Source organism: Nonomuraea glycinis (assembly GCF_014646515.1).
Lineage (GTDB): Bacteria > Actinomycetota > Actinomycetes > Streptosporangiales > Streptosporangiaceae > Nonomuraea > Nonomuraea glycinis.
Window position 1 is genome coordinate 55,210 of the sequence record NZ_BMNK01000006.1, and the last position, 20,563, is coordinate 75,772.

The window sequence follows — 20,563 nt, forward strand, 5'->3', positions numbered from 1 at the left end:
TTGACTTGAACCGCGCTTCAAGTCGCAGTCTAGTGCCCATGAGAATCCATCACCTGAATCTCGGTTCGATGCGTGAGCTCGAATCGACCCGTGAGTTCGCTCCCGCGCCCGCCGTCTGCCACGCCCTGCTCATCGAGACCCCCGGCTCCGGGCTGGTGCTCGTGGAGAGCGGGCTCGGCGCGGACGACGTGGCGCGGCCCGGCGAGCTGCTCGACCCGGAGTGGGTGGCGCTGGTCGAGCCGGCGCTCGTACCCGCCGAGACCGCCGTCGAGCAGGTCGCCGCGCTCGGTCACGACCCCGCTGACGTACGGCACATCGTGCTCACGCACCTGGACGTCGACCACAGCGGCGGGCTGCCCGACTTCCCGCACGCCAGTGTGCACGTCATGGAGGCCGAGCTGAAGGCCGCGCTGGAAGAGGGCCCGAGTCGCCGCTACCGGCCCGGTCACTGGGCGCACGGCCCCTCGTGGGTCACCTACCCGGCCGGTGCGGGGAGCGAGTGGTACGGGTTCGAGGGGGCGCTCCAGGTGGAGGGGGTGCAGCCGGAGATCCTGCTGATCCCGCTCGGCGGGCACACCCGAGGGCACGCCGGGGTGGCCGTCAAGCAGGGCGACGGGTGGCTGCTGCACGCGGGCGACGCGTACTTCTACCACCGGGAGCTCTCCCGCACCGACCCGCGGCCGCATCCGCTGCTCGACATCGTGCAGCTCGACTCCCAGGTGGACGCCGAGCTCCGGATCGCCAACCAGGCACGGCTTCGGGAGCTGCCGCAGGACGTGACGGTCATCTCCGCCCACGACCCGTGGGAACTGGCCCGCTACCTCTGACCGCCCGCCCCGCCGGCGGTCCTCGGGCCTGTAGGCCCTCGTGTCCTGGCGGGTCCTCGGGCTCGTAGGTTCCCCTGGTCGCCCTCTCCTTCAGGCTCGTTGGGTCCCTCGGTTCTCCGGGGTGTGAATTTGCCCTCGATGCGAGGGAGCGACGACCGTGTGCACGGCGTAGGCTGGGCGCGTCCGTGGAGGAGAGGGAGGCGAGCCGACGTTGCGAGCTGAAGGCGCCACGAGGACCCCGGCGGTCCGCACCGCCGTCGTCTGGGACGCGCTGCGCGGGGTGCTGGCCGAGCTGGCCGCCACCACCGGGCGTGACGTGCTCGACATCGTCGACGCCGGCGGCGGCACCGGTGGATTCGCCGTGCCGCTCGCCGTGCTGGGTCATTCGGTGACCGTGGTCGACCCTAGCCCCGACTCGCTGGCCGCGCTGGAGCGCAGGGCCAAGGAGAAGGGCGTGGAGGTGCGCGGGCTCCAGGGCGACGCGGCCGACCTGGGAGACCTGCTCAGCGGCGACAGCGCCGACCTGGTCCTGTGTCACAGCGTGCTGGAGTACGTCGAGGATCCGCTCGGCGCGCTGACCGCCATCGCCCAGCTCGTCCGCGCCGGCGGCGCGGTGAGCGTGCTGGCCGCCAACCCGGTGGCCAGCGCCATCCATCGCGCGCTGGCCGGGCAGTTCGACGAGGCCAGGTCCGTGCTGACCGACCCGGCCGGGAGCTGGGGCGACCGCGACCCCACGCCCCGGCGCTTCGACGCCGACGCCCTCACCGGGCTGCTGACCACGGCGGGGTTCGCGCCGGGCGCGGTGCACGGCGTGCGGGTCTTCGCCGACCTGGTGCCGAGCCGCCTGCTCGACGGAGAGCCGGGCGCCGCCGACGCGCTGGTGGCCCTGGAGCAGGCCGCCTCGGCGCATCCGGTGCTGCGCGACATCGCGACCCAACTCCATGTGCTGGGCCATCGACGGTGACCACCGGCGTTGAACACGTGTTCGGATAGAATAGGCGGCGTGTCTCGTAAGCAGATCACAGGCATGGGCCCCGCTCCGCGGACCGGGGTCGATGACAGCGGCTGTCCCATCCTGCATGTCGACATGGACGCCTTCTTCGCCAGCGTCGAGCTGCTGGAGCGTCCCGAGCTCCGGGGACGTCCGGTGATCGTGGGCTCGCCCGCCGGGCGCGGGGTGGTGCTCAGCGCCACCTACGAGGCCAGGGCCCAGGGGGTGCACTCGGCGATGCCCATGAGCAGGGCGCGCAGGCTGTGCCCGCGGGCGACGATCATCCCGCCCAGCCACGGCAAGTACACCGAGGTCTCCCGGGGCGTCATGGAGATCTTCCACGCGGTCACCCCGTTGGTCGAGCCCATCGCCTCCGACGAGGCGTTCCTGGACGTGGCCGGCGCCGGACGCAGGCTGGGCTCACCCAGCGTGATCGCCGCGATGATCAGGGCCGAGGTGCTGGAGCGCTTCGGGATCACCTGCTCCGTGGGCATCGCGAGCAGTAAATTCATCGCCAAGCTCGCCTCGAAGCAGTGCAAGCCCGACGGCATGCTGGTGGTGCCCGCCGACGAGGTGGTGGCCTTCCTGCATCCGCTGCCCGTGTCGGCGCTGTGGGGCGTCGGTGAGCGCACCGAGCAGTCCCTGGTGCGTCTGGGCATCCGCACCGTCGGCGACCTGGCCAGGGTGCCTCCCGGCACGCTCCAGCGCGAGCTGGGGCAGGCGGTGGGCGGTCATCTGGCGGCGCTGGCCTGGGGGCGGGACGAGCGGGCGGTGACCGCGCACGTCCCCGACAAGAGCATCGGCAACGAGGAGACCTTCGCCGTCGACGTCGACGATCCCGAGGTGATCAGGCGCGAGCTGCTGCGCCTGTCCGAACGCGTGGCCGCTCGGATGCGTAAGGCCGGACACGTGGGCAGGACTGTAAGCGTGAAGCTGCGCCGCGCCGACTTCTCCACGATCAGTCGGTCCAGGACCCTCAAAGAGCCCACCGACGTCGCTCAGGAGATTTACGCCACAGCCTGTGAGCTGTTCCAGGCGGCGGATCTCGACCGCGTGCGGTTGCGCCTGGTGGGGGTCCGGATGGAAGGTCTGCGCCCTGCCGATTCGGCGTCCCGCCAGCTCAGCCTGGGTGAGCGGGAGACCGGCTGGCGCGAGGCCGAGCAGGCCATGGACCGGGCTGTGCGGAGATTCGGTCCCGATGCGGTGCTCCCGGCATCGCTAGTTCGGGGCAGACTTGATGAAATGGAGGCGTGAGGCGATGTCACGACTTCGGGGGAGGGGAGAATTATGGCCCAGAATGAAGCCATGACGTCACCTCCGGTTTGGTCTGCGTTGGACGTTTGCTTTCGCCTACGTCTACAGCCTCGTATTCTGGGGATAACCGACCGCGAGGTTCGGACACCCCGTGTCGTCCGTTGCCGTATTCCCCGTCCTGGGGCCGTCCTTGGGAGGCGCCGTGCCGCTCTCTGAGCACGAGCAGCGCTTGCTCGACCAGATCGAGCAGGCCCTCTACGCCGAGGACCCGAAGTGGGCCAACACCGTAAGGATCAGTGACCCGCGCAGCCATTACAAGCGTCGCCTGGTCAAAGCCTCCATAGGCTTTGTCCTCGGTGTCGTCCTGCTGATGGTCGGCGTAGTGATCAACCTGATCCCGCTCGGCGTCGGCGGTTTCGTGGTCATGCTCGCCGCGTGTCTGTGGGGTCTGTCCAGCTGGAAACGTATGAATGGGTTCGGTGACTCCGCTTCGGCATCAGGAGCCAGCGCCCCAGGCAAGCAGGTCCGCCGGGGAGGGAACCGGGGGAGTTTCATGGAGCGTATGGAAGAGCGCTGGCGCCGTCGTCACGACGAGCACTGAGCTTCAGCACCCATAAGACGAACGTGCGGCCGTTCCCCTCCGGGGGAGCGACCGCACGCACGTTCGGTCAGATCGTCATGCGCCCTTCTGCGCTGCCGTCCGCCGCCACCTGATGTTCTCCAGCCGGTCGAAGCCGTCCAGCAGACCCTCGCCCATGAGCCGCAGCCGCCGTAGCGTCGACGGCGGCATCAGCACCGCCCGCACCCGCCTCGCCCGCGACACCGTCCCCGCCAGCGCCTGCCGCACCCTGCGCAGGTCCTTGTTCAGCGGGCCGATCTCGCCGGGATCCCTGGCGAACAGCACCCGCTCCACCGTCGTCGCGATCGTCATGACGGCCGCGCCCGACTCGGCGTCGAACTCGTACTGCTCGGTCAGCCGCCGCGCCAGCGCGCGCGGCGTCTCGCTGGCCTGGCGCGTCAGCCCGTAGTCGCACAACGCGTCGTCGAGCTCCGCCCAGGCCGCCGCGACCGATGGATAGTTCACCGACACGACCCTGGCCGTCACCCCGTCCGCCGGCCGCGACACCTTCCAGCCGAGCGTGCGGACCCGCCTGCTCCTCGTCACCAGCCTGATCGCGGCCGGGATGAGCAGGATCAGCAGGAACACGCCCGCGCCGATGCCGATCTTGGCGATCAGCGGCATGGACTCGTCCGGCGGCAGCCCGCCGGCGGCGATGAGCGCCTCACGGTCGAGCTCGCGCGGGTTCTGCCGGGTCCCCGGGTCCTGCGGCTCGTCCGCGGAGGAGTCGGTGGCTCCGGGGGTCGGGGCCGCGCTGGAAGCCGTGGCGCTCGGCCGCGGCTGGGTGTAGGTCGGCACCCGGGCGCTGCCCTGGCCCAGCGAGCCCGCGGGGGTCGGCTCGAACGGCAGCCAGCCCACGCCCTCGAAGTACAGCTCGGGCCAGGAGTGGGAGTCGTTGGTGCCGACCGTCCACCGGCCGCCGATCTGCGTGCCGCCCGTGTAGCCGATCGCCACCCGCGAGGGGATGCCGGCGATCCTCGCCAGCAGCGCCATCGACGCGGCGAACTGCTCGCAGTAGCCCGCCCTGCTGCGCAGCAGGAAGTCCTGCAGCGCGGAGTTGCTGTGCCCCTGCGTCTCCAGGCTGTAGACGAAACCGCCGGTACGGGTGAAGAACTCCTGCAGCTTGACCGCGGCCTGATAGGGGGTCGACGCGCCCTGCGTCTCCTGCGCCGCCAGATCCGTGATCCCCGGCGGCAGGTCGTCGGGCACTTCCAGATAGCGAGGGTCGGCGCCCTGGGTGCCTTCGGGGAGCGAGTCCAGCAGGTCGGCCGTCGGCACCGGCTCGCTCGTGGCGACCTGGTACTCCACCCCCGCCGCCTCGTCGCGGGTGGAGAAGACCATCAGCGTGCTGACGTCCGCGCGCCAGTCACCGTCGATCCGGATCTCCCTGGCGGGATACGGCAGCGGCAGGAACGACAACTTGGCGATCTCGTCGCTGACGGTGATGGTGGACCGGACGTTGTCGACCTTCACGCGCCGGCTCAGGCCGGGCGGCGGCGGCAGCGGGCCGTTCTCCGTCCGGTTCTCCGGCGCGCCCTCCGGCTGCGTCATCCCGAACTGGTCGCCGTCGAAGGTGTCGAGCGCGTAGATCCTCAGATAGCGCGGCTGGTTGTCGTTGTTGACATAGGTGAGGACGGTGCGCTTCTCCGGCAGCTCCAGCTGCCCCTTCAGGTTCGCGATCGGGTTGGGGATGCTGATCGAGTTGCCCAGGCCGGAGCCGTTGCCGCCCACGCCGAAGCTGAAGAACGAGACCGGCTCCATCGCCGGCAGCGCCGCGGGCACCAGCACGGCCAGCGCGATGGCGGCGAAGCCGATCCGCTTGCCCGACAGACGCAGCGCGCGCGTGTCGGCCGTGTGGGCGGGCAAATCGGCCCGGGCGGCCCGGGTGCGGCGCACCAGCACCGCCCTGCCCCAGTGCCCGACCCGCTCACGCCCGTCGGCGGCCAGCATGCTGACGAAGCCGAGCGCCGCGATGATGAATGCGGGCCAGCTGATCGGATCGATCAGGATCGTGGCCGGCACCGTGGCCAGCGCGAGCAGCGGCAGCCCGGCCAGCGCGGCCCGCCGCAGCCGGGCCGCCAGCAGGTCGACGATGATCGCGATCAGGCCGACGCCGCCGGCGGTCAGCAGCGAGATGCCCTCGTTGGCGGGCACCGGCGCGGCGAACCGCTGGATGTCGTCCCAGCCGGTGCTCAGCAGGCCGGCCAGCTCCAGGACCGACTCCTTGGTCGGCACGACCCACGCCCAGGCCTCCTCGGCGGTGAAGGACGCCGTCAGGAAGATCCACAGCGCTGCCACGCTGACCAGCGGCGCGGCCCACGCGGGCAGCGACAGCCGGGTGCTCAGCACGCTGGCGGCCAGTACGGCCAGCACCACGCCCAGTGAGCTCCAGAACCACCGGCCGCCCTCGAAGAGCGGATAGAGCAGGATGGCCGAGGTGAACGTCGCCACCGCGGCCGCTATCGAGAGCCTCATGCCGAACCTCCGGTGAGGGAATACCTGCCCCGGCTGGCGGCGTCCGGCCAGACCGAGGCGATCGAGACGCCGGCGGGCAGGCGGACGATCCGCCACCCGTAGCCGGCCAGGACGGTCTCCACGGCCCGGAGGTTCTCCGCCGAGCCGGGGGCCTCGCCGTCCCAGGTGTCCACGTCGAGCAGCACCGCCACACCGGTGATGCCGCTGTGCCTGAGCCGGGCCAGTTCCCGCGCCTCCTCCGGGTCGAGCGCGCCGACCACGGCCACGATCAGGCCGTCACCGCCGCCCTGCCGAAGCGCGGACACGCCCATCTCCAGCGAGCGGGCCGAGCTGCTGCGCACCATGGAGAGCGTGTCGAGCAGCGACCAGCTCAGTCCGGAGTCCGTCAGATGCTCGGCGCCCTGGTCGGTCACCAGCCGCAGGCCCAGGCCCTCACGCGAGAGGTGCACGCCGATCGAGGCCGCGGCCGAGACCGCCACCTCGAAGGAGGAGCGCGGGCCGTCGCCGCGGTGGGCGTACCTGCGGGTGTCGAGCAGGAGCGCGCCGCGGCTCTGCCACTGCTGCTCCTCGCGCCGTACCATCAGCTCGCCGTGGCGCGCGGTGGAGCGCCAGTGCACCCGGCGCAGGTCGTCGCCCTGCCGGTACTCGCGCGGCGCCACGTCGTCGTCGCCCGCGGCCGCCACGCTCCTCGTACGGCTGTCGCCGCCGCCGGTCCACTCGCCGGACAGCCGTACGTGCGGCAGCGCCACCACCTGCGGGGTCACCACGAGGGTGTCGCTGATCGTGAACGCCCGGGCCAGCTCCACCAGGCCGAACGGGTCGGCGATGCGCACCGACAGCGGGCCGATCGTGTAGCGCCCGCGCAGGTCGGAGCGGACCCGGTAGTCGATCTCCCGGACGCCGCGCGCCTCCACCCTGTCCAGCACGAACCTGGGCCGCACGCCCAGCGCGTACGGGACGGTGTCCTCGATCAGCAGCAGCCCGGTCGGCAGCCTGGTCACGTTCTCCAGGCGCAGGGTCACGGTCGCCTCGCCGCCGACCTCGGCCCTGGCCGGGTCCAGGCGCCGGGCACAGCTGAGCCGGTATCGGGTGCGTGCCACCACCATCGCGGCCAGCAACGGCAGGGCCGTCACCAGCACCCCGATCCTGAACAGGTCGTTCTCGCCCAGCAGGACGGCCATCAGCAGCGCGGCCAGCCCGGAGGCGAGGAACGAGCGCCCCCTGGAGGTGAGCGCTCGCATTCCGGCTCTCACGACGCCCGGGTCTCCGGCACAGGTACGCGCCTGACCAGCTCTGTCACCACCTGCTCGGGCAGGCGTCGCTGCCCCTGGGCCTCGATGCTCGGCAGCAGCCGGTGCGCGAGCACGGGGAGCGCGAGCTCCTGGAGGTCGTCCGGGATGACGTAGTCCCGGCCCGCCAGCGCCGCGTGCGCCCTGGCCGCCCGGACGAGCTGCAGCGTCGAGCGCGGGGAGGCGCCCAGGCGGAGGTCGGGGGAGTGGCGGGTGGCCACGGCCAGGTCGATGGCGTACTTCTTGACCGGCTGTGAGACGTACACGCCGCGCACGGCGTCGATCAGTGCCCGCACCTGCGCCGTCGTCGCCACCGGCTCCAGTTTGTCCAGCGGGGAGGTGCCGCCGTGCACGTCGAGCATCTCCAGCTCGGCGGTCGGCTCGGGGTAGCCCATCGCGATCCTGGCGGTGAACCGGTCCCGCTGCGCCTCCGGCAGGGGATAGGTGCCCTCCATCTCGATCGGGTTCTGCGTCGCGATCACCATGAACGGCGAGTCCAGCTGGTACGTCATGCCGTCGACGGTGACCTGGCGCTCCTCCATGCATTCCAGCAACGCCGACTGTGTCTTGGGGGAGGCACGGTTGATCTCGTCGCCCACCACGATGTTGGCGAACACCGGTCCCGCTTTGAACTCGAACTCGCGGGTCTGCTGGTTGTAGGCGCTCACTCCGGTGATGTCACTCGGCAACAGGTCGGGGGTGAACTGCACCCGGCGCACGGGACAGTCGATGGACCGCGCCAGGGCCTTGGCCAGCATGGTCTTGCCAACCCCGGGGACGTCCTCGATCAGCAAGTGGCCCTCGGCGAGCAGCACGGTGACCGTGAGGCGGACCGCGTCGCTCTTCCCTTCGATCACCGACTCGATGGCCTGCTGGATCCGGTGGGCCGTGGAGACGAGCTCGCCGAGTTGGGGAGGGACGTCATGGGTTACTGCCACCAGGCCTCCATGAGAAGTGCTTCGGCCGACCCGCGACGCAAGCATGCCTTTGCGGGTGCCAAGCCATTGTTTTCCATTATCTGCATGACCCTACGACTCTGGGCGTTCTACAGCGACTTTTGCGGATAATCCACAGAAGCCCGGTGCAGTTCCCGTTCTTGTCGCATACAGGTACGAATCCCGTGACACTCCCGCTGTGAGCCCGCCCCACTTTCCTCCACCGGGACCCTGCCGCCCCCTTGATCCGGGGAGGATCGCGGCCTTCGACACGCCCGTGACCGGGTGGGCGGCTCCACCGCACCCCCTCCGGCCTCAGCGCCCTGACCTGCGATAACGCGCGCCGAAACGGTGATCAAGAATGTTAGAATCAGTTGACGGTGGGGAGAAGTGGAGTATGGTGGTGCGCAGTGGAGGGCCCGGTGCGCCAGCGCTGAGCGCTTCACGAGGCACGGGAGGTGGGGCCGATGTTCCTCGGCACCCATCAACCGCGTCTGGACGACAAGGGACGGCTGTTCCTGCCGGCTAAGTACCGTGAGGAGCTGGCGGAGGGTCTTGTGATCACCAAAGGCCAGGAGCGATGCCTCTACGTCTTTCCAGTGGAGGAGTTCCAGCGCATTACCGAGGCTCTCAGCACCGCCCCGGTCACCGCCAAGGCGGTGCGCGACTACAGCCGTGTCTTCTTCGCCAGCGCATCCGACGAAAAACCGGACAAGCAGGGGCGCATCACGATCCCGCAGGGCCTGCGGCATTATGCGGGACTGCAGCGTGACTGCGTCGTCATAGGGGCCAACACCCGGCTGGAGATCTGGGACGCGCAAGCCTGGGACACCTATCTCAGCGCACAGGAGCAGGCTTTCGCCGACCTGTCGGAGGAGGTGCTGCCAGGGATTCTGTGAAGCCACGGTCGAGCCGTCGGAGTCGTCGTTCGGCGAGGTCTCCACCCGCAACCACTGCCGGTCAACTGATGCACCTTCCCCGGTGTCAGATGACGGGCATCCACGAAGAGGGTGCGGATGGGGACCTGGCCGGACGGCACCGGGTGGGGACCCAGCAGGACCGACGGGTCGACCGGCCGCGTCAACCGCGAGCCAGGACGCGAGAGGGGGTTGGAGATGGACGACGACGCTGGTAAGAGCGGTCACGTTCCGGTCATGCTCGAGCGCGTTCTGGAGCTGCTGGCACCGGCGCTGGCCGGGGACGCCCCGGTCGTCGTGGACGCCAACCTCGGCCTCGGCGGCCACTCGGAGGCCCTGCTGGCCGCGCATCCGGCACTGCACCTGATCGGCATCGACCGCGACCCTTTCGCGATCGAGTTCTCCACGCGCCGGCTCGCGCCCTACGCCGAGCGGACCACGCTGGTCCATGCCTCCTCCGACGAGCTGGAGGAGGTGCTCGCCCGCGCGGGCCGCGAGACGATCGACGGGGCGCTGTTCGACCTCGGCGTCTCCTCGCCCCAGCTCGACGAGGGTGAGCGGGGATTCGCCTACTCCTACGACGCGCCGCTCGACATGCGGATGGACACCGACCAGGAGCTGACCGCCGAGGTGGTGGTCAACACCTACTCCGCCGCCCAACTGGTGCGCATCCTGCGCGACTACGGCGAGGAGCGGTTCGCCCCGCGTGTCGCGAGCCTGATCATCAAGGAACGGGCGAAGGACCCCATAACGTCGACTAAGCGGCTTGCTGACATCGTCAGGCAGGCGATTCCAGCCGCGACCCGGCGCACCGGGGGAAACCCAGCCAAACGTACGTTTCAGGCGCTGCGCATCGAAGTGAACGCCGAGCTGTCCGCCCTGGAGGCGGCGCTGCCCGCGGCACTCGACGCGCTGGCGCTCGGTGGGCGAGCCGTCGTGCTCTCCTACCACTCCCTGGAGGATCGGCTGACCAAGCAGATCCTCACGGCGCGAACCAAGGACACCAGCCCGCCCGGGCTGCCCGTCCCCCTGCCGGCTCATCAGCCGCGGTTCCGCCTCCTGACGAGGGGAGCGGAGCTCCCGAGTGAAGAAGAGCTGGCCCGCAACCCGCGGGCGGCTTCGGCCCGGATGAGGGCCGCAGAGAGGATCCGTGTTGACGACCAGGACTGAGCAGGAGAGCAGGCAGGCGCCGCCGAAGGCGCCCGCGCGCGGCATCGTGCCCAAGACCGGCCAGCGCAGGCCCGAAGCACCGCACCCGGCCAAGCCCGTGCCCCAGCCCCGCCCCGAGACCGACCGGCGGCGGCCGCGGCCCGAGTCCGGCCCGTCGCGCGGCCGGCCGGCGGCCCAGGGTCCGCGCCCCGCCGTCCAGCGGCGCCCGGCGCGGCGGCAGCGTGCCCCGTTCGTGCTGCTGGTCGTGGGGCTGCTGTGCGGTGGCCTGGTGAGCCTGCTGCTGCTCAACACCGTGCTGGCCAGGGACTCCATCGCCGCCTCCCGGCTGGTGGACGAGATCTCCACCGCGCGTCAGCAGAACGAGCAGCTTCAGCGTGAGATCGAGCAGCGCAAGCAGCCCGACGTGATCGCCGAGCAGGCCGAGGATCTCGGCATGAAGCAGTCCCTGGACAGCGTCAACCCCTACACCACCGGTTCCACCGAGACCGGCCAGGCGGTCCAGGGGCGGTGAGCAATTCGAGCGGCAGGGGTCAAGGTCCCGGTCGTGGCGGCGCCGGCTCTCAGGGAGGGCCTGGCGCCGCTCGTCGTACGCCGGGTGGCCCGGGACGGGCCGGTCGCCAGGGCGGCTCCGCCCGTTCGGAGGGGGCGGGCCGACCGGCGGCGCCGGACGGCCCGCCGGACGAGCCGCGCAAGGAGCCGGACCCCTTCGACCTGCCCTTCGGACGTGACGACGGCCCCCGTGGCCGTCCCCCGCAGGACCCTTCCGACAGCCCCCGTGGCCGTCCCTCGCAGGACTCTTCCGAAGGCCCGCGCGGCCGGGCCCGAAGGGACCGCGCCGGCGGTGACGCCGATTCCGCGCGCGGACGGTCCGGCAAGGGCGGGGAGTCCGCGCGCGGCCGGGACGACGAGCCCTCCCGTGGCAGGTCAGGGCCGGACGAGGGCGACGCTCCACGCAAGAGCGGGAAGGCGCCGCGCGGTGGCGTGGGCCCGGCGGCGGACGACGCCCCCCGTGGCCGGTCCGGCCGGGGCCGCGAGGCCGGGCGCGACGAGGACCGTTCCCGGGCGCGGTTCCGGCAGGACGGCGGGGACGGGTCACGTGGCCGTGCCGGGGATGACGCGGGGCGCTCGCGTGGACGGGGGCCGCAGGACGATGACCGGCCGAGCGTCCGGGGCGGCACCCCCCGGCGCCCGGCCACCGGCGGACGCTCCGCCACCGACGCCACCCGGGGCCGAAGTTCCGGCGGCGCCCGCTCGGACGGCCCTGTCGGCGATGGCATCCGTGGTCGAAGTTCCGGCGGTGCCCGCTCGGACGGCCCCGTTGGCGATGGCATCCGTGGTCGAAGTTCCGGCGGTGCCCGCTCGGACGGCCCCGTTGGCGACGGCATCCGGGGCCGAAGCCCCAGCGGTGCTCGCCCGGACGGTTCCGGTGGGGCGCGTCCGGGTGCTCGCCCGAGTGCTCGGGCGGGTGCCGGGGCAGGTGCTCGTGACAGGGCCGAAGGGCCGCGCGGCCGTGGCCGGGAGGACGACGGGCCGCTTCGCCGTACCCCTTCGGCACGTCCGGACGCGGCAGGACGGGCGCGCCCGCCAGGCGGCGGGGACGGGCCGCCACCGAGGAGGCCCCGCAGGCCGCCGGCGCCACCGAGGCCGCCGCTGATCCTGAGGCTGGGCAACCCGCGCAGGCGGATCAACCTCGGCCTCATCGGCATGACCTTCATCCTGTCGATCTTCGCCGGCCGGCTGATCCAGATGCAGGGCCTGGACTCCAAGGTCTACGAGGCCGCGGCCGTCGACCAGCGCCAGCACACGGAGAAGGTGCCCGCCAAGCGCGGCGCCATCACCGACGTCGACGGCCACGCGCTGGCCGTCACCGTCGAGGCGCGCGACATCGCCATCGACCCGACCAAGGTCCCGGAGGCCGCCCGGGCCAAGGTGGCGGCGCTGCTGGCCCGCCATCTGGGCAGGCCCGAGCAGGAGATGGCGGCCAAGCTGGCCCGCGTCGACACCCGCTACCAGCTTCTGGCCGGAGGGGTGGCGCCGACCGTGGCGGACACCCTGCTCAAGGAGCCCATCCCCTCGCTCACCGAGACCAGGACCTACCGCCGCGCCTATCCGGCGGGTGACCTGGCGGGCAGCCTGATCGGGTTCGTCGGCGACGAGAAGAACGGCCTGGCCGGCATGGAGCTGGTCCGGAACTCCGTGCTGGCCGGGCAGGACGGCGAGCTGCGCATGGAGACGGGCCGCGACGGGCAGCGTATCCCGATGACCGCCACCCAGCGCACCCCGCCGGTCGACGGCCGCGACGTACGGCTGACGATCGATCGCGACATCCAGTGGGCCGCCCAGCGCGTGATCGCCGAGCAGACGCGCAAGTCAGGGGCGAGCAGCGGCACCGTCATCGTCATGGACGTGCGCACGGCGCAGGTCATCGCGATGGCCAACGCCCCCGAGCTCGACCTGAACAACTGGCGCAAGGCCCCCGAGTCCCACTACGTCAACCGGGCGGCCGCCGACGTCTTCGAGCCGGGCAGCACCAACAAGGTGATCACCGCCGCCGCCGCACTGGAGGCCGGGGTGGTCGGGCCGGACTCGGTGTTCCACGTGAAGGACAACATCCAGTGCGCCGACCGGGTGCTGCGTGACGCCCATCCGCACCCGCCGGAGGACCTGACCTTCCGCCAGGCGGTGGCCCAGTCCAGCAACGTCGCCACCGTCATGGCCGCGCGCAAGGTCGGCAGCCAGGGTCTTTACGAGATGCTGAAGAAATTCGGCTTCGGCGCCAGACCGGGAGGCGGCGTGCCGGGCGCGGAGGCCGGCCTGCTGCCCGACTACAAGAAATGGTCGGGCAGCCAGAGCTGCACGGTCGCCTACGGTCAGGGCGTGTCGGTCACCGCGCTGCAGATGGCCAGCGTCTACCAGACGATCGCCAACGGCGGCGTGAAGATCGAGCCGCAGATCGTGGCGGGCAGCACCGACGACTCCGGCCGGTTCGTCCCCGCCAAGCCCGGCGTCCAGACCCGGGTGATCAGCGACAAGACGGCCAAGGAGATCACCGCGATGCTGGAGGAGGCGGTCGGCGAGGAGGGCACCGGCGAGCTGGCGGCCATCCCCGGCTATCGTGTGGCCGGTAAGACCGGCACCGCGAACCGCTACGATGCCGAACTCGGCCGCTACGACGGCTACACCGCCTCGTTCGTGGGCTTCACGCCCGCGGAAGCGCCCCGGTTGGTCGTGCTGTCGGTGCTGCAGAACCCCAAGAACGGCCACTTCGGGGGGCAGCTCGCCGCCCCGGTGTTCAAGGATGTGATGACGTTCGCCATCAAGAGCAGGAAGATTCCTCCCACAGGCTCGCCGGTGTCCGCGGTGCGGACGCGCGCGGGACAGTGACCAGGGAGGGTACGCTGCCGCCGTGCGTCCCCCGTCGTCTATGCGTCCAACGACCAATCCGCCCCGCCCGCTGACCGGGCTGGCGAGCATGCTCGATGCCGACTCCGGCACCGCGCGCTCGCCCCATGCCGCGCTGACCGGGGTCGCCATCGACTCCCGCCAGGTGCGGCGCGGAGACCTCTACGTCGCCGTGCGCGGCGCCAGCGCCCACGGCGCGGACTTCTCGGCCGAGGCCATGGCGGGCGGTGCCGTGGCGGTGCTGACCGACCCGGCCGGCCGGGAGGCGGCCGCCGCCACCGGGCTGCCGGTGCTCATCGTGTCCGATCCGCGCGCTGTGCTCGGCCAGGTCGCCTCCTGGGTGTACGGCCGGCCGACCGCCGACATCATGATCATCGGTGTCACGGGCACCAGCGGCAAGTCCACCACCACCTACCTGCTGGAGGCCGGGCTGCGGGCCGGCGGTCACACGACCGGGCTGGTCGGCGGCGTCGAGCTGCGCGCCGCCGACCTGTGCTTCGAGCCCAGGCTCACCACCCCCGAGGCGCCGGAGCTGCACGGCCTGTACGCCCTCATGCGCGAGCGCGGCGTCACCGCGGCGGCCATGGAGGTCTCCAGCCACGCACTCGCGATGGGCCGGGTGGACGGCATCTGCTACGACGTGGCGCTGTTCACCAACCTGTCGCAGGACCATCTCGACTTCCACCGGGACCTCGACGACTACTTCACGACGAAGGCGAGGCTGTTCCAGCCGGAGCTGAGCCGCGTGGGCGTGACCAACCTCGACGATCCCTACGGCCGGGAGCTGCTCCGCCTGGCCAAGGTGCCGATGACCACCTTCTCCGCGCTCGGCTCGCCGGAGGCGGAGTGGCGCGCGCTCGACGTCCGGCTGGGCGCCGACGGCAGCGCCTTCAGGGTGGTGGGCCCCGGCGGGGTCGAGGCGGACGCGCAGATCTCGCTGCCCGGCCCGTTCAACGTCGCCAACGCGCTCGGCGCGATCGTCACGCTGGTCGAGGCCGGGGTGCCGCTGCAGAGCGCCGTGCACGGCGTCGGCACGCTCATCGGGGTGCCGGGCCGGATGGAGCGGGTGACCGGCGCGGGCGACGACTTCCAGGCCGTCGTCGACTACTCTCACAAGCCCGCCGCCGTGGAGTCGGTGCTGCGCTCGCTGCGCCAGGTCACCACGGGCACGCTCACCGTGGTGCTCGGCTGCGGCGGCGACCGTGACAAGGGCAAGCGGCCGCTGATGGGCGAGGCCGCGGCCGGCCTGGCGGACGTCGCGATCTTCACGAGCGACAATCCTCGCTCGGAGGATCCGCTGGGCATCCTGGCCGCGATGATGGAAGGGGCCCTTCGCGTTCCCCGGCACTCCCGCGCTCATGTGATCATTGAGCCCGACCGCGCGGCGGCCATCGACCTGGCGGTCGGCCGGGCCGGGCGCGGTGACGTGATAGTCGTGGCAGGCAAGGGCCACGAGCAGGGCCAGTACGTTTCAGGCGAGGTGATCCCCTTCGACGACAGGGAGGTGGTCGCCGCCGCGATCGACGCACGCAAGGAAAGCAGGAAGCACGAATGATCCCGTTGCCTCTGGCCAGGATCGCCGAGATAACCTCGGGCGCCCTGTCGGGCATGGCAGACCCCCGCGCGGTGGTGCGGGGCCCCGTCGTGATCGACTCGCGGGACGCCGAACCGGGATCGCTGTTCGTCGCCTTCAAGGGCGCGCGGTCCGACGGGCACGACTTCGCGGCCCAGGCCGTCCGGGCGGGTGCCGTCGCGGTGCTGGCCAGCAGGCCGGTCGAGGTGCCCACCATCATCGTGCCGGACACCACGGCCGCGCTGGCCGAGCTGGCGACCTCGCAGGCCGCCGCGCTGCCGAAGGCGACCGTGATTGGTGTGACGGGCTCGGCGGGCAAGACGACCACCAAAGACCTGCTGGCGCTGCTGACCGCCAGGATCGGGCCGACCATCGCCCCCGCGGGCAACTACAACAACGAGATCGGCCACCCGCTGACGGTGCTCAAGGCCGACGCCGACACCCGCTATCTGGTGCTGGAGCTGAGCGCCCGGACCATCGGCAACATCGCCGCGCTGGCCCGCATCGCGCCGCCCGAGATCGGCGTGGTGCTCAACGTCGGCACCGCGCACCTCGGCGTGTTCGGCGGCAAGGAGGCCATCGCCAAGGCCAAGGGCGAGCTCGTCGAGGCGCTGCCGCGGACCGGCGTCGCCGTGCTCAACCACGACGACCCGCAGGTGCGCGCGATGGCCTCGCGCACCGACGCCCGCGTCACCTACTTCGGCCGCACCGAGGAGGCCGCCATCCGCGCCGAGGAGCTCACCATGGACGAGCGCGGGCGCGCCTCGTTCACGCTGCGCACCCCGTCGGGCGCCGCCCCCGTGCGACTCAAGCTGTACGGCGCGCACGCGGTGGACAACGCGCTGGCCGCCGCCGCCGCGGGGTACGAGCTCGGCCTCCCGGTCGCCACCATTGCCGCCGAGCTGTCGCAGGCCGAGCCGCGCAGCCGATGGCGGATGGAGGTCACCGACCGCCCCGACGGCGTCACGATCATCAACGACGCCTACAACGCCAACCCCGACTCGATGCGGGCGGCGTTCGACGCGCTCGGCATGCTCGGCCGGGGCCGCCGCCGCTTCGCGGTGATCGCGGCGCTGCGCGAGCTCGGCGAGGAGAGCCCCGCGCTCAACGCCGAGGTCGGCCGCCTGGCGGGCGGCAGCGGCCTGGCGGGCCTGATCGTCACCGGCCCCGACGCCGGCCCGATGCTCGAAGGCGCCCACGCGGCGGCCCGGCAGGCCGCCCAGCAGGCCGCGCAGCCCGGCCATCCCTCGCCCGCCACGCACATCGTGCACCTGCCCGACGCCCAGACGGCCGCCGCCGAGATGGCCCCGTGGCTGCGGCCGGGCGACGTCGTGCTGATCAAGGGACCGCGGGCCATGGGCCTGGAGCGGACGGCCGAGCTGCTGCTCGGAGGTGTCGCCCAGTGACCAACATCATCATCGCCGGCGCGGTGGGGTTGATCCTGTCGATGCTGGGGACCCCGCTGGCCATCCGGCTGTTCTCCCGGCGTGGCTACGGCCAGGAGATCCGGGAGGAGGGCCCGTCGGGCCACCACGGCAAGCGGGGCACGCCCACCATGGGCGGCACCGTGATCGTGCTGGCCTCGCTGCTGGCCTACGGCGCCTCCCACCTGGCCTCGCTGGAGGCGCCGACCGTCTCCGGGCTGCTGGTGCTGTTCCTGATGACCGGGCTCGGCGCCGTCGGTTTCCTCGACGACTTCATCAAGATCTACAAGCAGCGCAGCCTCGGCCTGCGCAGCGGCGCCAAGGCGCTCGGCCAGCTCATCGTGGGCGCGATCTTCGCCGTGCTGGTGACCCAGCAGCCGAACATCTACGACATCACGCCCGCCGAGACCCGCCTGTCCTTCCTGCGCGACTTCGGCCCGTCGATCGGCCTGGTGGGGTTCACCATCTGGGTGCTCATCATGATCGTCGGCTTCTCCAACGCGGTGAACCTCACCGACGGCCTCGACGGCCTGGCCAGCGGCGCCACCGGCGTGGTGCTCGGCGCCTACGTGCTGATCGGCAACTGGCAGCTGCGCAACAACTGCATCGACCAGCTCGGCCCCAACTGCTACTGGGTGCGCGACCCGCTCGACCTGGCCGTGGTGGCCGCAGCCGTGCTCGGCGCGCTGATCGGCTTCCTGTGGTGGAACGCGCCCCCCGCCAAGATCTTCATGGGTGACACCGGGTCGCTCGCCCTCGGCGGCGTGCTGGCCGGCCTGGCCTTCACCACCCGCACCCAGCTGCTGCTCATCATCCTGGCCGGCCTGTGCGTGATCATCACGCTGTCGGTGATCATCCAGGTCGGGTCCTTCAAGATGACCGGCAAACGGGTGTTCAGGATGGCGCCGCTGCAGCACCACTTCGAGCTCAAGGGCTGGGCGGAGACCACGATCGTGGTCCGCTTCTGGCTCATCGCGATGCTCTGCGCGGCGCTCGGGCTCGGCCTGTTCTACGTCGAATGGATGCCGCGGCCATGACCCTCACCTGCGTCGCCGGGCTCGGTGTCTCCGGCCGGGCGGTGGCCAGGGTGCTGGCCGAGCGGGGCGAGCGGGTCGTGGTCGTGGAGTCGACGCCGGGCGAACGCCAGCTCGCCGCGGCCGCCGAGCTGTCCGGGCGCGGCGTCGAGGTCCGCTTCGGGCCGCTGGAGCTGCCCGACGGCGCTACCCGGCTGGTCAGCACCGGCTGGGCTCCGCACCACCCGCTGATCGCCGCCGCCGGCGCGGCGGGCGTGGAGGTGATGGGCGAGGTCGAGCTGGCCTGGCGGCTGCGGCCCGCCCAGGCGGCCCCCTGGCTCGCCCTGACCGGCACCAACGGCAAGACGACCGTGGTGCGCATGCTCACCGCCATCCTGCTGGCCGCCGGGCGTAAGGCGGTGGCCGTCGGCAACGTGGGCGTGCCCGTCATCGAGGCCGTGCGGGAGCCGTACGACGTGCTCGCCGTCGAGTTGTCGAGCTTCCAGCTCCACTGGTCCAGCACGCTGGCCCCGCACGCCGCGGCGGTCCTCAACGTGGCGCCGGACCATCTCGACTGGCACGGGTCGATGGCGGAGTACGCCGCGGCCAAGGGCCGCATCTTCGAGCGTGCCGGGACCGTCATCCACAACGCCGACGACCCCGAGGCCGTCCGCCTGGCGGCGCCCTACCCGCGCGCGGTGGGCTTCACGCTGCGCTCGCCCAGGGCCGGGCAGGTGGGCGTGGTGGAGGACCTGCTCGTCGACCGGGCCTTCGTGGCCGATCCCGCCGAGACCGCCGAGGAGCTCGCCACGCTGGCCGACGTGCGCCCGCTCGCGCCGCACAACGTCGCCAACGCGCTCGCCGCCGCCGCGCTGGCCCGCTCGCTCGACGTCCCCGCCGAGGCCGTACGCCAGGGCCTGCGGGACTTCGTGCCGGACCCGCACCGGATGGCGCACGTGGACCGGGTGGGCGAGGTCGACTACGTCGACGACTCCAAGGCCACCAACCCGCACGCCGCCGCGGCCGCGCTGTCGTCCTACCCGTCGATCGTGTGGGTGGCCGGCGGACAGCTCAAGGGCGCGGACGTGGACGAGGTCGTCAGGATGGCGGCCGGCCGGCTGCGCGGGGCGGTGCTGCTCGGCGTGGATCGCGGCCGGATCGCCGAAGCTCTGGCGCGACACGCGCCGAATGTCCCCGTCGTGGACATCAGTGGGCAAGACACTGGGGTGATGGACCGTGTCGTCACCGAAGCCTCCCGGCTCGCTTCCCCTGGAGACACCGTGCTGCTCTCTCCGGCCGGCGCGTCGCTGGACATGTTCGCCAACTACCCCGCGCGAGGGGAGGCCTTCGCGCGTGCCGTCCACGCTCTCAAGGCGGCGACGTGAGCGCGACGACCGAGGAGCCGCGCGCCCGGCCGACCGCGGCCGAAGCGCCGTCGAGCTGGGCCCGCGAGCGGCTCGCCACGCTGAAGGAACTGCTCGACAAGCCGCTGACCACCTACTACCTGATCATCGGCTGCAGTGCGCTGCTGCTGGCGCTCGGGCTCATGATGGTGCTGTCGGCCTCCAGCATCGAGGCGATGCAGGAGACCGGCAACCCGTTCTACTGGTTCATCAAGCAGTCGCTGTCGGCGGCGGTCAGCCTGCCGATCATGTGGTTGTGCACGCGGCTGCCGTACAAGTTCTTCCGCTGGGCCGGCTACCCGCTCATGGCGTTGTCGATCATCGCGCTGGTCCTGGTGCTGTTCGTCGGCTCGTCGGAGCTGGGCGCGCAGCGGTGGATCTACATCGGGCCGTTCACCTTCCAGCCGTCGGAGCCGGCCAAGCTGGGCCTGGCCCTGTGGGGGGCGGACCTGCTGGCCCGCCGGGCCCGCGCCGGGCGGATCGAGTGGCGGCACATGCTCATCCCGCTGATGCCCGGCACCGTGATCCTGGCCGTCATGGTCATGCTCGGCCGCGACCTGGGCACCACCATGGTGCTGCTCATGATCTTCCTGGCGCTGCTATGGGTGGTGGGGGCGCCGGTCAAGTTGTTCGGCGGCATCCTGTCGCTGGCCGTGCTCGCCGCCATCATCATGATCCGGGTGGAGCCGTACCGGATGGCCCGGGTCGGCGCCTTCCTCGACCCGTGGGCCGACGCCCAGGGCGCCGGCTACCAGGCCGTGCAGGGGCAGATCGCGATGGGCTCAGGCGGCTGGTTCGGACTCGGGCTCGGCAGCAGCAGGCAGAAGTGGGACTGGCTGCCGCACGGTGAGAGCGACTTCATCTTCGCCATCCTCGGCGAGGAGCTGGGGCTGATGGGCACGCTGATGGTGGTGGCGCTGTTCGGCCTGCTCGGCTATGCCGGGTTGCGGGTGGCCTCGCGGGTCAACGACGCGTTCATCCGGCTGGTGTCGGCCGCGATCGTGGCCTGGATCGCCGGTCAGGGCGTCGTCAACATGGGCGCGGTGCTGGGCGTGCTGCCGATCACCGGGATCCCGCTGCCGCTGGTCTCCTACGGCGGGTCGGCGCTGCTGCCGACACTCGCCGCACTGGGCATGCTGCTGTCGTTCGCCAAACGTGAGCCGGGTGCGCGCGAGGCTCTGGCCGCCCGTGGCCCCGGACCCGCCGTCCGGGCTCTAAGCTGGCTTGGCCTGGGGGGCACGACCAGAGGCCGAGACAGACGTTAGGGAGTG

Annotated in this window: 16 protein-coding genes; 13 read left to right on the plus strand and 3 right to left on the minus strand. The window is 71.8% G+C overall.

Annotated features, from left to right (window positions below):
* The first annotated feature begins 68 nt into the window (after window positions 1-68).
* The 4 genes from IEY87_RS18560 (at window position 69) to IEY87_RS18575 (ending at window position 3,673) form a co-directional block, all read left to right on the plus strand.
* Window positions 69-827, plus strand: a complete 759-nt coding sequence (locus tag IEY87_RS18560; RefSeq protein ID WP_225277458.1) for an MBL fold metallo-hydrolase — start codon at window positions 69-71, stop codon at window positions 825-827.
* 211 nt (window positions 828-1,038) lie between these two features.
* Window positions 1,039-1,791, plus strand: a complete 753-nt coding sequence (locus tag IEY87_RS18565) for a methyltransferase domain-containing protein (RefSeq protein WP_189139951.1) — start codon at window positions 1,039-1,041, stop codon at window positions 1,789-1,791.
* A 39-nt stretch (window positions 1,792-1,830) separates the two neighbouring features.
* Window positions 1,831-3,072 (plus strand): DNA polymerase IV, encoded by a 1,242-nt coding sequence (gene dinB / locus IEY87_RS18570; protein ID WP_225277459.1) that lies wholly within the window; start codon window positions 1,831-1,833, stop codon window positions 3,070-3,072.
* 202 nt (window positions 3,073-3,274) lie between these two features.
* A complete protein-coding gene (locus IEY87_RS18575) occupies window positions 3,275-3,673 on the plus strand; it encodes an SCO2097 family morphological protein (protein ID WP_189139952.1) in 399 nt (132 codons plus the stop codon).
* A 75-nt stretch (window positions 3,674-3,748) separates the two neighbouring features.
* Here the strand turns inward: IEY87_RS18575 and IEY87_RS18580 are convergent, their stop codons facing one another.
* Genes IEY87_RS18580 through IEY87_RS18590 form a run of 3 tightly spaced genes read right to left on the minus strand, consistent with a single transcriptional unit; the run spans window position 3,749 to window position 8,438 of the window.
* The gene (locus IEY87_RS18580) at window positions 3,749-6,166 is read right to left on the minus strand and encodes a transglutaminaseTgpA domain-containing protein (RefSeq protein ID WP_189139953.1); all 2,418 of its coding nucleotides are present in this window, start codon (window positions 6,164-6,166) and stop codon (window positions 3,749-3,751) included.
* A complete protein-coding gene (locus IEY87_RS18585; RefSeq protein ID WP_225277460.1) occupies window positions 6,163-7,407 on the minus strand; it encodes a DUF58 domain-containing protein in 1,245 nt (414 codons plus the stop codon). Before IEY87_RS18585 ends, IEY87_RS18580 begins: the two co-directional genes overlap by 4 nt.
* An 8-nt stretch (window positions 7,408-7,415) precedes the next feature.
* The gene (locus tag IEY87_RS18590; protein ID WP_372462264.1) at window positions 7,416-8,438 is read right to left on the minus strand and encodes an AAA family ATPase; all 1,023 of its coding nucleotides are present in this window, start codon (window positions 8,436-8,438) and stop codon (window positions 7,416-7,418) included.
* A 419-nt stretch (window positions 8,439-8,857) separates the two neighbouring features.
* On the opposite strand from IEY87_RS18590, the gene mraZ reads away from it, so the two are divergent.
* The 9 genes from mraZ to ftsW all read left to right on the plus strand — a co-directional run bounded on the left by mraZ (window position 8,858) and on the right by ftsW (window position 20,557).
* On the plus strand, window positions 8,858-9,289 hold the full coding sequence (gene mraZ, locus IEY87_RS18595) for a division/cell wall cluster transcriptional repressor MraZ (protein ID WP_189139956.1): 432 nt from the start codon (window positions 8,858-8,860) through the stop codon (window positions 9,287-9,289).
* Between the two features lie 216 nt (window positions 9,290-9,505).
* Window positions 9,506-10,477: a 16S rRNA (cytosine(1402)-N(4))-methyltransferase RsmH gene (gene rsmH, locus IEY87_RS18600; RefSeq protein ID WP_189139957.1), complete on the plus strand. Its 972-nt coding sequence runs from the start codon at window positions 9,506-9,508 to the stop codon at window positions 10,475-10,477.
* Entirely contained in the window at window positions 10,461-10,988 is a 528-nt protein-coding gene (ftsL, locus tag IEY87_RS18605) for a cell division protein FtsL (protein ID WP_189139958.1), read from the plus strand. Before rsmH ends, ftsL begins: the two co-directional genes overlap by 17 nt.
* A gap of 1,142 nt (window positions 10,989-12,130) precedes the next feature.
* Entirely contained in the window at window positions 12,131-13,861 is a 1,731-nt protein-coding gene (locus tag IEY87_RS18610; protein WP_504822938.1) for a penicillin-binding transpeptidase domain-containing protein, read from the plus strand.
* A gap of 40 nt (window positions 13,862-13,901) precedes the next feature.
* Window positions 13,902-15,434, plus strand: a complete 1,533-nt coding sequence (locus IEY87_RS18615) for a UDP-N-acetylmuramoyl-L-alanyl-D-glutamate--2,6-diaminopimelate ligase (protein WP_189139960.1) — start codon at window positions 13,902-13,904, stop codon at window positions 15,432-15,434.
* A complete protein-coding gene (locus tag IEY87_RS18620) occupies window positions 15,431-16,858 on the plus strand; it encodes a UDP-N-acetylmuramoyl-tripeptide--D-alanyl-D-alanine ligase (protein ID WP_189139961.1) in 1,428 nt (475 codons plus the stop codon). The genes IEY87_RS18615 and IEY87_RS18620 overlap by 4 nt, the downstream gene beginning before the upstream one ends.
* Window positions 16,855-17,913, plus strand: coding sequence for a phospho-N-acetylmuramoyl-pentapeptide-transferase (gene mraY / locus IEY87_RS18625; RefSeq protein WP_189139962.1), 1,059 nt, complete (start codon window positions 16,855-16,857; stop codon window positions 17,911-17,913). Before IEY87_RS18620 ends, mraY begins: the two co-directional genes overlap by 4 nt.
* Window positions 17,910-19,274: a UDP-N-acetylmuramoyl-L-alanine--D-glutamate ligase gene (gene murD / locus IEY87_RS18630; RefSeq protein WP_189139963.1), complete on the plus strand. Its 1,365-nt coding sequence runs from the start codon at window positions 17,910-17,912 to the stop codon at window positions 19,272-19,274. The genes mraY and murD overlap by 4 nt, the downstream gene beginning before the upstream one ends.
* On the plus strand, window positions 19,271-20,557 hold the full coding sequence (gene ftsW, locus IEY87_RS18635; protein ID WP_189139964.1) for a putative lipid II flippase FtsW: 1,287 nt from the start codon (window positions 19,271-19,273) through the stop codon (window positions 20,555-20,557). The genes murD and ftsW overlap by 4 nt, the downstream gene beginning before the upstream one ends.
* The last annotated feature ends 6 nt before the right edge of the window (window positions 20,558-20,563 follow it).